12 protein-coding genes and 7 pseudogenes are annotated in these 13,133 nt (G+C 58.0%); 6 read left to right on the forward strand and 13 right to left on the reverse strand.

Annotated features, from left to right (window positions below; genetic code table 11):
• Positions 1–41: 41 nt before the first annotated feature.
• On the reverse strand, positions 42–839 hold the full coding sequence (locus LJX93_RS13060; RefSeq protein WP_033697825.1) for an SDR family NAD(P)-dependent oxidoreductase: 798 nt from the start codon (positions 837–839) through the stop codon (positions 42–44).
• Between the two features lie 106 nt (positions 840–945).
• On the opposite strand from LJX93_RS13060, the gene LJX93_RS13065 reads away from it, so the two are divergent.
• Together LJX93_RS13065 and LJX93_RS13070 are read left to right on the forward strand one after the other, a co-directional pair.
• Positions 946–1,896 (forward strand): GlxA family transcriptional regulator, encoded by a 951-nt coding sequence (locus LJX93_RS13065; protein WP_095064738.1) that lies wholly within the window; start codon positions 946–948, stop codon positions 1,894–1,896.
• Positions 1,897–1,961: 65 nt separating this feature from the next.
• Positions 1,962–2,264, forward strand: a complete 303-nt coding sequence (locus LJX93_RS13070; protein WP_156310199.1) for a hypothetical protein — start codon at positions 1,962–1,964, stop codon at positions 2,262–2,264.
• 57 nt (positions 2,265–2,321) lie between these two features.
• Here the strand turns inward: LJX93_RS13070 and LJX93_RS13075 are convergent.
• From LJX93_RS13075 to LJX93_RS13100, 6 genes and pseudogenes are all read right to left on the reverse strand, one after another.
• Positions 2,322–2,531, reverse strand: a pseudogene (locus LJX93_RS13075) (transposase); the annotation flags it as partial.
• A 733-nt stretch (positions 2,532–3,264) separates the two neighbouring features.
• Positions 3,265–3,744 (reverse strand): hypothetical protein, encoded by a 480-nt coding sequence (locus LJX93_RS13080; protein ID WP_156056757.1) that lies wholly within the window; start codon positions 3,742–3,744, stop codon positions 3,265–3,267.
• 365 nt (positions 3,745–4,109) lie between these two features.
• Positions 4,110–4,415 carry a DUF6482 family protein gene (locus tag LJX93_RS13085; RefSeq protein WP_016486281.1) on the reverse strand — a complete coding sequence of 102 codons (306 nt, stop codon included), beginning with the start codon at positions 4,413–4,415 and terminating at the stop codon, positions 4,110–4,112.
• A pseudogene (locus LJX93_RS13090) lies at positions 4,412–4,585 on the reverse strand (DUF3833 family protein); the annotation flags it as partial. The gene LJX93_RS13085 and the pseudogene LJX93_RS13090, both read right to left, overlap by 4 nt.
• Before the next feature lie 36 nt (positions 4,586–4,621).
• Positions 4,622–5,149 carry a chalcone isomerase family protein gene (locus tag LJX93_RS13095; protein WP_033697870.1) on the reverse strand — a complete coding sequence of 176 codons (528 nt, stop codon included), beginning with the start codon at positions 5,147–5,149 and terminating at the stop codon, positions 4,622–4,624.
• A gap of 99 nt (positions 5,150–5,248) precedes the next feature.
• Positions 5,249–5,809: a hypothetical protein gene (locus LJX93_RS13100; RefSeq protein ID WP_033697871.1), complete on the reverse strand. Its 561-nt coding sequence runs from the start codon at positions 5,807–5,809 to the stop codon at positions 5,249–5,251.
• A gap of 214 nt (positions 5,810–6,023) precedes the next feature.
• On the opposite strand from LJX93_RS13100, the gene chrA reads away from it, so the two are divergent.
• A complete protein-coding gene (gene chrA / locus LJX93_RS13105) occupies positions 6,024–7,241 on the forward strand; it encodes a chromate efflux transporter (RefSeq protein WP_227697280.1) in 1,218 nt (405 codons plus the stop codon).
• Positions 7,242–7,395: 154 nt separating this feature from the next.
• Here chrA and LJX93_RS13110 read toward each other — a convergent pair whose 3' ends face one another.
• On the reverse strand, positions 7,396–8,406 hold the full coding sequence (locus LJX93_RS13110; RefSeq protein WP_077747747.1) for a tyrosine-type recombinase/integrase: 1,011 nt from the start codon (positions 8,404–8,406) through the stop codon (positions 7,396–7,398).
• Positions 8,407–8,592: 186 nt separating this feature from the next.
• Between LJX93_RS13110 and LJX93_RS13115 the strand changes: the two genes are divergently transcribed.
• On the forward strand, positions 8,593–9,642 hold the full coding sequence (locus tag LJX93_RS13115; protein WP_011154388.1) for a DNA-binding protein: 1,050 nt from the start codon (positions 8,593–8,595) through the stop codon (positions 9,640–9,642).
• A 135-nt stretch (positions 9,643–9,777) separates the two neighbouring features.
• A complete protein-coding gene (locus LJX93_RS13120; RefSeq protein WP_033979952.1) occupies positions 9,778–10,047 on the forward strand; it encodes a hypothetical protein in 270 nt (89 codons plus the stop codon).
• A gap of 36 nt (positions 10,048–10,083) precedes the next feature.
• Here LJX93_RS13120 and LJX93_RS13125 read toward each other — a convergent pair.
• The 5 genes and pseudogenes from LJX93_RS13125 to LJX93_RS13145 all read right to left on the reverse strand — a co-directional run.
• Positions 10,084–10,844: pseudogene (locus LJX93_RS13125) on the reverse strand (OprD family outer membrane porin); the annotation flags it as partial.
• 159 nt (positions 10,845–11,003) lie between these two features.
• Positions 11,004–11,336 carry a DUF2790 domain-containing protein gene (locus tag LJX93_RS13130; protein WP_033979951.1) on the reverse strand — a complete coding sequence of 111 codons (333 nt, stop codon included), beginning with the start codon at positions 11,334–11,336 and terminating at the stop codon, positions 11,004–11,006.
• 314 nt (positions 11,337–11,650) lie between these two features.
• Positions 11,651–12,105 (reverse strand): annotated as a pseudogene (locus LJX93_RS13135) (DDE-type integrase/transposase/recombinase); the annotation flags it as partial.
• 13 nt (positions 12,106–12,118) lie between these two features.
• Positions 12,119–12,364: pseudogene (locus LJX93_RS13140) on the reverse strand (IS66 family transposase); the annotation flags it as partial.
• 43 nt (positions 12,365–12,407) lie between these two features.
• Positions 12,408–12,665: pseudogene (locus LJX93_RS13145) on the reverse strand (MerR family DNA-binding protein); the annotation flags it as partial.
• A 262-nt stretch (positions 12,666–12,927) separates the two neighbouring features.
• On the opposite strand from LJX93_RS13145, the pseudogene LJX93_RS13150 reads away from it, so the two are divergent.
• A pseudogene (locus LJX93_RS13150) lies at positions 12,928–13,044 on the forward strand (type II toxin-antitoxin system RelE/ParE family toxin); the annotation flags it as partial.
• Positions 13,045–13,133: the final 89 nt, after the last annotated feature.

A 13,133-nucleotide genomic window follows, 5' to 3' on the forward strand; every position in this document is an offset into this window, starting at 1 on the left:
TCGCCTGCGGTGAAAATGGTGGGTAGCGTTTGTCCTGCTGATCATTTGGCGTTGTAACGCGGAGCAAGCAGATTGCTGGAAAGCTGACTGAACATGGCCTGTCGGCTGGCTTCGTAGCGTTCGAAAGCTTGCAAGTCATGCATCGAGGGGATGGAGATCAACACACCGTCGTCGAAATCCTGCAGGGCCCCGTCCACCAGGTCTTGGGCCGACATCACGATGCCCGGATCGAGGTTCTCGACAGGCAAGCCACCGATCTGCCAGAAGTCGGTGGCTGTGGCCCCTGGTAGCACCGCCTGGATTTTGATGCCTTTATCCGCAAGCTCCTTGTGCAGGGACTGAGTGAACGCGGTCACATAGGCCTTGCTGCCGCCATACACGCCATTGAGCAGTTCTGGCGCCAGGCTCACGATGGACGAGATATTGATGACGGCGCCGTGCTTGCGAGCGGTAAATCCTGGGATGGCGGCGTAGGTAAGGCGGGTGAGGGCGGTCACGTTGAGGGTGATCATTTCGGCCATGCGCTCGACATCACTTTCCAGCAGGCTGGTGTGGGTGCCGATGCCTGCGTTGTTCACAAGCAGGCTGATGCTGGCGTCTTCACGCAGTTTGCGTTCTACCTTGGCGAGGTCATCTGCCTTGGCGAGGTCTGCCGGAAACACCTCTACGTTCTGCCGGGTTTCGCTGGTGAGCCGGCTGGCCAAGGTGTTGAGGCGCTCCCGGTTACGGGCGACCAGCACCAAATCGTAACCCCGGCGGGCCAAGCGTTCTGCGTAGATCGATCCGATTCCGGTGGAGGCGCCGGTGATGAGGGCGGTGCCCTTGAATTGCTGCGTCATGGTGATGCTCCGGTGTTTGGGTGTGGAGCCATGATGCAGAATAGCGCTGTTGTCTTAAACGACGCATATAATACGGTTTTAGGACATTGAACAGTGGAGCTCTACCATGCACCGGGTCGGCTACCTAATTACCGAAGGTTTCCAGGTCATGTCGCTGGCAACGCAGGCGGTATTCGAATTCGCCAACATCGTCGCGGGCGAAACGGTTTACAGAATCCAGAATTTCTCCATGGAGGGTGGCACAGTGCGCTCTTCTCTGGGGATGTACATGGATACGCTTCCTCTTGGGGCTCCTGGTTTGGCCGATACCTGGATGATTACGGGGACTTTGACGCCATTGACGCCTCCTGGTGAAGACGTGCTGGCCAGTGTGCGGGGCTTTGTCGACGGCGCACGGCGCACTGCGGGCCTTTGTACGGGCTGTTTTGTGTTGGCTCAGGCAGGCGTGCTGGATTATCGGCGTGCAACGACGCATTGGGCCTATGCGAAAAAGCTGCGCGAGCTGCATCCGAAGATTGAAGTCGAAGAAGATCGGATATTCATTGTGGACGGGCAGATCTGGACGTCCGCCGGCATGACCGCTGCCCTGGATATGGCGCTGGGTATGGTGGAAAAAGACCTGGGAGCCGAAATGGCCAGGTCCGTGGCGCGCAAGCTCGTGATGCATCAGCGCCGCTCGGGTGGGCAATCCCAACACTCCGAACTGCTGACGCTTGCACCGAAGTCGGATCGGATTCAAAGCGCTCTGGATTACGCTCGCAAAAATTTGAGTCGTCCGTTGAGTGTTGAGGAACTCGCTGAAGTTGTGCACCTGAGCCCTCGGCAGTTCACCCGCGTGTTCACCGCCGAGACTGGGCAATCTCCGGCCAAGGCCATAGAGCGTCTTCGTCTTGAGGCTGCCCGATTGATGATTGAGCAGAGCCGACACAGCCTGGATGTGGTGGCTAAAGAAACTGGCTTTAGGGATCGCCGGCATATGCGCGAGGTATTCATCCGCGGATTCGGCGTACCGCCACAAGCGGTGCGAAGGGATGCACGGCGGGTGGTACCTGCTTAAGAAGCGGTGCTAAACGGTTATGTGTGTGCGCCAATCGCGATTTTAGTCAGTGGAGGAAGTTTGTGATGACAGTTTCGGAATTGATGGTATTGGCGCGGGAAGCACCTCAGGATCTGCTGTGCTGGTCGAGCTTCGTAGCGCAGACCGAATTCGCCAGGCAAAACTCAATCTTGGTGTCAGATGCAGAAAGGTGGCAGACCCTTTGGTTTGAGATGGAAATTGTGAATGCGCTGGCATTGGCCGAGTGGGAGGATGATGGGCGTCCTTGCGATTGGTCTCGCCGTTGGCGCGAAGGGTACGAACAGGATGCGAAAGCGTTAGTTTCGGAGCTGCTGCCACTGCTTGTTAGCCCTGAGGCAAAGGCGTGATGCGGCGCAATGAGCTGCGGCTGCTCATTACGGGGGCGATTGGATGTCTCGCTCTTACGTCACGCTCTTGAGTTCAGCGCGTAGCTTGCGCAGTTCGGCCTGCCGATCGTCGTCTTGCTGACGCTTGCTATAGACCTTGATCCAGGCGTAAAGGCTGTGCACGGACATGCCCAGGCGCTGGGCGACATCGGCGACAGATTTGCCTTTTTCGGTCACTTGCTTGACCGCTTCGATCTTGAATTCTTCGGGGTAACGCTGACGACTCATGGCACCTCCTATTTGGGCCTTATTATGAGGCTTGGAGGTGTCTAGGAAACCAGGGGCGGATTCACTCAGGGCTTCATCGGAAATGAGCACCCGATCCATTAGGGCTTTAAATTCGAGAGACTCGGGGTATTGGGCGGCTACGTTCCGCTAGGCTGCTCGCTGGGACACCAATACATGTACGGAGGGAAGATCGGGAATGGGATGAACGGCCGCGCCATTGGTACACTCGCGAGCTAAAATTTCTGGGCATTGAACTAGCTATACCAGATGAGTCGCGCATTGGCCAATCTGGGAGTGGAGATGGTGAAACGGGGTTTTATGAGAGGAGAGCCTGAGGAGCGGCATGAGGATTCCATCGCAAACGACTGATTTTACGTCAAACGTGGTTTCTTGGAATTCTGACCGGGGATTGGTGGAAGTGGACATACCGGCAAAGCGTACGCCCAAATACTAAATTTAACATAATATGCATTATGCGCACCTTCGTATGGAGCTGCCGGGGCGTGTGTTGGCCAGATTGGAAGCCAGATCGCGGTGCAATTTTCGCGGACGCGAAAAATCCGACCTGGTCGGCCGGCACCAGGTGTTGCTAGTAGCAACACCCGCCGTACCTGTTAACGGCTATGTCATGCCCCGTTTAGCCTAAGCGGCTTTCTCGGCCAGATGCTACTCGTACTGCTCCCGATCAAGGTCGCTGTCGGTGATGCTGTCAACGACCTCAAACGGAGTCTCTTCATCGAAAGACCAACTGTCGAAACGACGAATGATGTTGAACCTGGCCTTCATGTGGAACGCGGAGCCGTGAGACATCCTGTCGAGATCCTGTTGGCCTCCGTATACGAGAGAACCCTCCAGGACCAGCTTTCCTAGAGCCTGAATCGTAATTAGCGCTGGTGGTTTTCAAGGAGGTCACTCGAAAGTCGGACGCATTCATGTCGGTCCGGGCTTCTGAGGTAGCGTCCTCCAACAAATCGTCAAGCTGAGACGGCAGATCATCTTCCCGAATGGCGTCCTTGAGGTCGTTGACGCCAAAGGCGGCACGACCAAGCCGAGGATCGTCAGGATTACGCGTGGCTACAATGATAAGGTCATGAAAATTGTAGAATTTCGCTCTCTGACTGAATAGCTCTTGAGCTGAGGACAGCGAAATTCCTTCCGATTTGGAAAGAGCTTTGGCCTGCTGCTTGATAAGACTGAGGATAGCGTAGGACATGGCACTTCTCCTTCTGACGACGCGCTGAAGGGGAAAACTGCTTGCGCATCTTCCCGGTGCATCCAAGGAAAAATGCGCTAGATAAAGGATGTGGGTTGGAGCAATGCGTAGGCCCAGCGACGCGACCTCGGCATGGACTACCCTGCCCCTTTTATATGCCTACAATGAATAACTATGCTAAATATTCATTTAGTTTAGTTATATCTGGCTGCGGCAAATGATCCCGACGCTGCCCCTCAAACACAGCTATAGCCACCCCTTCGCTCTCCGAGAGCAAATCACGCAAAGGCGGCACCTAGCGGGCCTTACCCTCCACTTCCGCCATCAGAACAACATCGCGGGCGGGCCCAGGCGCATCGTTCAGGCTACCACTGGCTGGTGAGCGTTACCGGTACGCGCAGCGGCGCAATGGGGCCGTCACGTTGCCCGCACATCTCATCATGCACCACCTGCTGTACCAGCATGCAGGGCACGGGTGGCAGGTCGGCCAACAGCTGCCGCAGCTCGGTAGTGGAGCGCACGCGAACGGGCTGCCCATGGGCATCGCTCAATGTCACGGGGCCGGCGTCGGTCAAGGCGCGCAGGAGGTAGAAGCCACCCTCCAGCGACAGCAGTTCAAGTTCCTTTGCTTCGCCGGTCGAGACCAGCTGGGTAAGCGCGATCAGGTTCATGGTGTGCCCTCTGGCAGGCGGCGGAAGAACAGGGTGATCTGGGCGATCTCAACGCTCAGCTTGCTCATGCTCGAACGGTTGATCAGGCTGTCGTCATCCATGAGGTACATCCAGTCGTCCAGGTCTACCTGCCAGTGCCGCCCATCAACTGGCAGGTCCAGCTGGTAACGCCTAGGAAACCAGCAACAGCACTTTGTGCATGTTCCTCAGTCGTTGCCAGCCAGCCCAAGCAGGCGCTGGCGCAGTTGTGTATCCCGGGCTCCGGGGTCGAGCCAGATGGCAAAGAACGCCCTGGCAAAGACCGGGTCGGCGATATCGCGGCTGAATTTACCGTCGACGTAAAAGCGGCAGCCCTGCCCCGGCAGGTACAAGCCAGTAATGCGCATGCCGGGGCGCACATCCACGAATGCCTCTTCAATCCCATGGGTCCACGCCGTGCGTTGTTGCGGCGTTATGCTGCCACCGTTGAGGCGACGCATTTCCTCGAGGCTGGCCTGTACCAAGGTGTTCCTGGACAACGAACGGTGGTAGAGGAGCTCAAGGGCGAATGGCTGGCTCCAGTCATGAACTGGCCCTGCTGTCCATAATTGGGCTGTGTAAAGACGCAGGCCAAACCAGGTGAACTCACCACTCCCCAGCCGTTGCGCCCCAGGCAGCTCCGCTCGCCAGCCCGCAACCGCCGAAAAGGCAGCCAGTAGCAGACAAAGGCAAGCCCAACGAGCACGGTGCGCCATACTGACCTCAAGTACGCGTAAATACTGTACAACAATAGCATCTTGTACAGATATCGTACTCCAAATGCATAGATTTTAATGCACAGCGCAAGACCTCGGTCACGCCACTAGCGATATGATCAGGTCCGCAATATTAAGAGGTACGAATGCCACGGTCAGCAGCGCATAGGCCTTGCGCGAGCTGGCTGCAAACACACACAGTGGGATCATGATCATGACCACGTCAAAGGCGCCCCAAAGCGCCATGGGCGAAACGCCGAACAACAGAATGTTGACGATGAACCCAAGCAGGTAATAGCCCGACAGGAACAGCAGCGCGTAGCGGCCATCCTGCTCGAAGTACACACGAAGCCCTTCGCGCTCGTCCTCGCTGCGGCTAGGCAACATCAGCGCCGAGGAAACGAACAGCGCAAGTGCCAGCAGCACCAACAGCAAAAACTCCTGGAACGAGAAGGTCGCCCTGACTTGCGGCAGCGAATTGACCGCCCACCAGAAATCCATCTGGGTGGTGAAGAGCATGACCGCCCAGACCAGAGCCACCCAGTCTGGAGCAGCGGTGCGACGGATACGGAAGACGGTCAGCGCCCCCAGAAGCAGGCGCGTGACCGAAAGGCCCAAGACCATAGACAGGACGGTAGCAACGATAGGGAAATTGCTCATGGTGCCTCCTGCTGACCAAGACTCTGGACAGCGTAGGCGGTGAACAGCAAACTTTGCACAAATGAGTACGGGTTCTGGGGGCTTGTCGCAGGTTTTTCAGTGCCTGTGAAACCGAGCGCCGCGCGGGCGGCGCTGGGGCTACGCGCCAAAGCAACCCTCAAGGCTGGCTGTTCCCCACCAAAAGCTGCAGCGTCACTTACCCAAGGAGCCTGTCTTGTCAGAACGCACTCACTGCGGCGTGAAGCCCAGCGACTCTGCCTGGTCGGTGTTTCTGGTGTTCTTGCGCCTGGGGCTGACGTCTTTCGGTGGCCCCATTGCGCACCTGGGTTACTTTCGTGAAGCATTTGTAGCGCGCCGCCAATGGCTCAGTGAACGCAGTTATGCCGAGCTGGTCGCCCTGTGCCAACTGCTTCCCGGCCCCGCCAGCAGCCAGGTGGGCATCGCGCTGGGCCTTTCACGGGCGGGGTTCCCGGGCGCTGTCGCTGCGTGGGCTGGGTTCACATTGCCATCGGCCCTCCTGCTGACGCTGTGTGCTCAGGGCCTGGGGGCATGGGGAGGTGGCGCCCCAAGTGGCCTGTTGCACGGCCTGAAAATCGTCGCAGTCGCCGTGGTGGCCCAGGCCGTATGGGGCATGGCACGTAGCCTCTGCACCGATTTCGCGCGGGTAACCATCGCCCTGTTCGCTGCCTGCACCGCGCTGCTGTGGCCCAACGCAGTCGGGCAGATAGCCGTGATCACAGGCTCGGCCATCACAGGCTTGATCCTGCTCAAGCCTCCGGGCTCCCCGGCAGGGGAAGAGCTGCCGTTTTCACTCAGCCGAAAGGCCGGGCTGGCTGCGCTGGTAATGTTCTTCGCCTTGTTGGTCGGCTTGCCGCTATTGACCCGCATCTGGCCCTCGCAAGCACTGGCAATGATCAACGCCTTTTATAGCGCAGGCTCGCTGGTATTCGGCGGTGGGCATGTCGTTCTACCGTTGCTGGAGTCGGCCACAGTGGCCAATGGCTGGGTCGCGAATGACACCTTTCTCGCAGGTTATGGCCTGGCGCAGGCCATACCTGGCCCACTGTTCACGTTTGCAGCCTTCCTGGGTGCATCCATGAGCGTGCAGCCGTCCGGCTGGGTGGGCGCGACCGTTGGCATTCTCGCCATTTTTACCCCCTCCTTCCTATTGGTGGTTGGTGCAGTTCCCTTCTGGGAAACACTGCGGCGCAGCGCCCGCAGCCAGTCAGCGCTTGCCGGTGTAAACGCCGGCGTGGTCGGGCTTCTGCTGGCAGCCTTGTACCAACCGGTGTGGACGAGCGCCATAGCCAAGCCAGCAGACTTGGCATGGGCGCTGATCGCCTTGATGGCCCTGATGTTCTGGAAGTGGCCTGCATGGTTGGTTGTCCTTGGCTGCGGCGTATTCGGTTGGCTGCTGAGCAGCACCTTTTAGGCTCTGTAGGGGGCGTGCCGAGATAAGCCAAAAATTAGGACATTCGTTCTGTAAGTAACTGTTTTTAAGGGAACTGCTCATGTGCTGCGGAAGGACGGTCGAGAATAGAGGGTGGCCACTTGGGATTCTAACCAGCCCTGCTTACAAACCTTGGCTACGGTTTGCGTCGTAATAACGAGCCAGCCGCATTCTCCTCGAAAGCTCCAGCTTCCTCGATATAGCCGTGTACGGTGCCATCGTGCCGCCAGCCACCCTGTCGTTTGATCTCAAGGAAATCCGCCCCAGCCCGATGCGCACTGGTAGCCAGTCCCCGACGCAGACTGTGGCTGCTCAGTTCGGGCACATACAACAGCCCTGCGGCTTCGGCACGTGCCGTCAGGATGGTATTCACGCTGCCCTCGTGCAGTGCCACCTCGCCGAGTACGCCCCAGCGGCTGATGCGCCGGAACAGTGGCCCCTGAACGATCTGAGCCGCGTCCAACCACCGGCGTAGCGCTGTCGCGGGGCAGCAGATGCTGTCGCCGTATGGGATCGCCTTGTCGAGTCCCTCGCCCTCCTGATCGGTCTTGGAACGGGGCAGCGTGATCCGTAGACCTTCCTGCTCCCACTCGAGGTATTGCATCTCCAGCGTGACCAATTCGCTGCGCCGGAACGCACCAAAATACCCGACCTGGAGCAGTGCACTGTCCCGCAGTGTCGCCAGTCCGTCGAGCGTGTTCAGGTGCACCACGATGCGTTCGAGATCCTCTAGGACCAGGGCCTTGGCTTTTTGTCGAGGCCGCCCGTTCACCCGCTCAATACCGCGCAAGGTTTTGCCCACGGTGGCGCTGGCGGTAGGGTCAGGAAAACCCTGATAACGGTGCCATTGCGACAGCGCCGTGAGGCGCAGGGCCAGGGTGCGCGGGTTCAATACTTCCGCAAAAGACAATAGATAACGAATCAGCGCGGCTTCATCGCACGGCAGCACGCCGCCCCAGGCGAGAAAGTGGCGAATGGCCGAGCGGTAGGTGCGCCGGGTGTTGTCGGTTGTCGCGGCGGCGAGAAAACGCTGATGTTGCTCAGCCAATTGTTCGGGGGTGGTGAGCGTACCGGGGGTACGCGCAAGTACTGTCGGCTCTTCGTGCCGCCTGGTGGGGAGGTTTTCGTCATTATTGCCGGCTGTCATCACGAAGCGCCTGTTTAGGCCATGTGTACCGCAGATTATAGACACAACCCTCGATCGCGATGACTTAACTCACGATAACCGCGCTTATCGTGGGTCAACTGACGGTCTCAGTCGGCTGAACTATTCTGTACTTAAATCGAGGTATTACGTTTTCCATAATACGGTACGAAAAAATCCGAGGTGTTCATGGCCCGTTCCGGCGTCCTCTACCTGCATGTTGCCCAGGCGGCCACCCAACTGGTGGCTGCGGGCCACAACCCCACCATTGACAGCATCCGCGTCGCCCTGGGTGGGACGGGCAGCAAAAGCACGATTGCTCCGTTGTTAAAGCGTTGGAAAGCCGCGCATCCCGGCACGCTGGCCCAGGCCGAACTGGGATTGCCCGCGGAGCTGGTCCTGGCGCTGAAAGGACTGTACGAAAAAGTTCAGGCGGAGGCGGCCGTCCAACTCCAGCAGGCCGTAGCGGCTCACCAGGCAGAGGCCGACGCGTTGCAGGAACAGTTGCAGCAGGCATTCGTCGAGCGCGACGCGCAACTCAGCGTTCAGGAGCAGCAGGCCCAGGCACTTGCCGTAGCCACTACGCGCAGCCAGGGGCTGGCTGACACCCTGCAGCGTCAGGAGATCGCCCTGGCCAGCCTGGGCAGTGAAAAGACCGGGCTCGAACAACGTCTGGCTGACCGCGCCGCCGAGGCGGCCGCACTGACCCGGCAACTGCAACAAGCGCGGGAGCAGTTTGAGCACTACCAGGCATCGGTCGCGCAACAACGCAGCGACGAGCGCCAGGCCACTGAGCAACGCCAGCAGCGCCTGGAACACGAATTGGCAGCGCTCCGGCAGCGTCTGCTCGCGCAGCAAACCCGCCTGGGCGAACTGCAGGCGCAGGAACAACGCCTGGTGCAGGACCATGATCGTCTAGAGAGCACCCTGCTCACGACGCAAGCGACGCTCGCGCAGAGTCAGATTGCGCATGAACACGTCTTACTTCAATTCACCGACTTGCAACAGTCGCATCAGGCACTGGAGCAGCGCCATGGCCAAGGTGAGCAGCGTTTGGCTGAGACGCGGACTTACCTGGCCGTCAATGAACGGGAGCGAAGCCTGCTGGCGGAACGCTTAAGCCAAACTGAAAGCCAATTGAGCCAGTTGGCCACAGAAAAGCAGCTTCTCGTGCAAGACAACGCGGTGCTGTCAAGCCAGCTCGCAGAGTCCAGAGCGATGAAGCCGAAGACTTGTTGACCGAAAAAGGCGCCTACCTCAGGCGCCTGAAACCATCCTCCAAACCAAAGGAGCCAAACAGGAGGACAGTGGAGCAATCAACTCTTCAATACACAGCCTGGCTGGAAACCAAGGTCGTAGATGAGGAGAGTCGCCATGCGTAACGCCATTACCTACACCGTCCTTGCTACCTTCATAGCCCTTGGAACTGTTGCCACGGGATTTGCCGAACAGGCCAAAGCCCCCGCCCAAAGCAGTGCCGAGACAAATAAGGGTGAGGACATGCACATGATGGACGGCAACCATATGCCGATGATGGACATGCAGGAAATGTCCAAGATGATGAAAAACTGCAATACAATGATGGAGAACATGAACCAACACATTGGAATGGAGTCCCCGAAGGGCGATAGCAAGGCACAATAGCGATCTGGTTCACGTCGGCCGTCTCCGTCCCTCGCCGGTGTGCGCCCCGACACGGAGGCCGACCTTGCCGCTCCAGATATCGTTCTCAAAACTGCCGAGGAGCTGCTTCCCCTCATCGACGGCCTTGTAGTAATTCAAACCACCGACCAAGGCGACATCATCTGCAAGCGGGTAGCTCCAGGTAGTGCCGGTATAGTATTGGTTTCAGGCATCCTTGAGACAACTGGTGTAAAGGCTGAAGCCAAGGTTGTCGTTGGGTGTGTAATCACCGCCGACTATCCACGGAGAGCCGACTTCGCCTGCGTAGAAGGTTGCAAAATCATCCCGCATGCTGCTGGAGCTGGGTTGGCTCATCGCGTGCAGGCGTCCGCCCTGTAGCACCAAGCCCTCGACACTGGTGTTGTATGCGGTGACGCCGCGGAAGCTTTCCGGAAGCAGTCGCGAATCGCCGTACTGCACGACAGGCGTGACAGGGAAGACATCGCCTACTTTGATTTCAGTGTCCAGGAAACGGGTCTTTACGGCGCCGCCGAGCTTGGAGTAATTGTCCTCGGCCTGGCCGAGCCCGACTCGAATCGGCCTATGACTCCGTGGGCCCATTCTTCCGAGTAGCCATTTCCTGTACTGCTGGACTGGCCTTTGCGAAAATCACGGTTGAAGTAGAAATTTCGATTGAGGATGCTCAGGCTGCTGCCTTCGATGAATCCCTCGCCTTTTTCCTCGGCGGCCATTGCAGCCTGCGCAGCGCTGATGCTCAAGACGATCTGAGAAAGTCCCAACAGGGCCTTGTTGTTCATAAACGCTCTTGATGTTTTGGCAGATTTTTCATTGTGCGGTTGTGTATATGCCGAAGCGCGCCGGGCATAGCCGGGTGCGCTTCTTACATACTTCCACATGCAAAATAACGTCAGGGTGACGTGAAAATTACTTTTCCGTCAGCAACACGTCAACAATGCTCAGTGCTGGCTCCTGCAGTCCGTTCCTGATACGCGGTACTCCAGAATATGCAGGTTTCCGCTCGAATCCTCGTAGGTCATTTGCGCAGGCATCACATCGCAGTTGCCATTGGTCGACGTGACGTGAATGACCTTGGCGATGTCGAGCTTCATGCCATAGCGGTAGTGAGTGACTTCTGGCGGGTTCTTGCCTTGGGCGCTAGCGTATTCGCGCATGGATTGCTCGTTGGCCTGGATCATCTTACCGTACAGGCGATCGGAACTGCCATCGGCCCATACGGTGGATGACAGCAGAGTCGCACTCACTATCAGCAGCAGTCTTAGGTGTTTCATAACGGCGATCTCCTCTCGGGTTTTCGATCCACGATTCAACTCTACCTCCGTAGTTAAGTACGGAATCAAGGAGGGAGGAGATGAAGGTCCTGGTTTATGGCGCCGAGATAAGATGGTAGGGCTTAAGTACACTTTCGTCGGGTAACAGCAGCGCATTACTGCGCCACCGCCCCCAAAGAACCGGGCATGAGAGTCGCGCCTCATCCGGCTCAAGTCTTTCGTCAGCACCATGGTCTAGTACCGGGCAATCAATCCACGTCTATCGCAGCTCGACGTTGGGCAAAGTAAGACGACCACGCAGGATCACAGGGATTGGCCAAGTTACGTAGTGCCGTTTCTCGATCCGGCTTAGGTATGTGCGCCACGTAATCACGCTTGATCGTCTTCACGAAGCTCTCGGCCATGCCGTTGCTCTGCGGGCTGCGAACTGGGGGGTCACCGGCTGCAAGCCGATCTGTCGAGCAAACAGGCACGTCTGGTCGGCGGTGTACGCCGAGCCGTTATCGCTTAGCCATTGCACCGGCGTGGCGGGCAGTTGATCACCGAAGCGCCTCTCCACGCTTTCCAGCATCAAGTCGCGGATATCATCGCCGCTGTACCCGGTCGGGCTCGCGACCTAGCCGATGGCCTCGCGATCACAGCAGTCCAGGGCGAAGGTTACGCTCAATTTGGCTCCGTCCTCGCAGCGGAACTCAAAGCCGTCCGAGCACCAACGCGTATCGCTGGTTTGCACCGCAATACGGCCTTCGTGCCGACGCGGCACGCCGGGCTGTTTTCGTAGACAGATTCAGCAGCGGTTGCAGGTGCTCGCCGCACTGGATCACCCAGCGCGCCAGGGTTTGGCGGGGGATATCGACGCCGTGACGACCGAGGATTTTTTTGAAGCGGTGCAGCGGCAGACCATCGACGTATTTGGTGATCAACAGCATCGCCAGGACGCTAGGACTGGCCATGCTCTTTTCGATCAGTTGAGCCGGTTTGTCGGCGGTGACCGGTGCGGCTTCACAGCCGCGGCAGCCGTAGACCTTGTCCGCTGGTTCCCTTCACAACCACTGGCCAACGCAGAGCGTTTTACCCATGCAGCGAAACGATTAGCGGACAGGAAACGGTCCCGTGGCTCGCACAACAGTCGTGAACCAGTTGCACCAAAACAGACTCGATCCGTCGCAGATCCGCGAGCTTGCCACGCACATCCCCAAGCTTCTGCTCGGCGAGCACGCGCGCTTCATCACAGTGAGCGCCGTCATCGAGCCTCAACAGCCCGGCCACTTCTTCGAGGCTAAAGCCCAGCCGTTGCGCGGACTTTACGAATTTCACCCGGGCGACATCAGGGGTTGGGGAGCAATGGAACTGAAAACCAACGTAAGCCGAATTAGAGTTCGTTTTACTCGTCAGCGACTGCGAATTAACGAACTTTGATTCGTGAGAAAGGTTTATTGCACTGATTTTCGGGTGTTGGTGACCTTTCCTCGCGATAGCGGAAACGGTTTCATAAAACGGTCGTTTTTCGAAACTATCCAGACGTTGCAAGGGTTTGCGGGGCAGCGACTGAGCTTAAGTGCACTTTCTGTTCCGTTGCTCCCCCAACCCCTATTTCCAGCAGCGAGGTGATGAATTCGTTTTGCTGTTGTGCGGCGGCGACAAAAGCAGCCAAAGCCGTGATATTGAAGCGGCTAAAAAACTCGCCAGCGAGTGGAGGTCAGAATGAGCGAAAAAATTTACGACTACGACCCAGCAGCAGCCCTAGACGGCCCTGAAGCAATCGCCGTCTTCATGGCGGAGCCCTGCCATTTCCTC

The organism is Pseudomonas sp. HN2-3 (assembly GCF_020691745.1).
Lineage (GTDB): Bacteria > Pseudomonadota > Gammaproteobacteria > Pseudomonadales > Pseudomonadaceae > Aquipseudomonas > Aquipseudomonas capeferrum.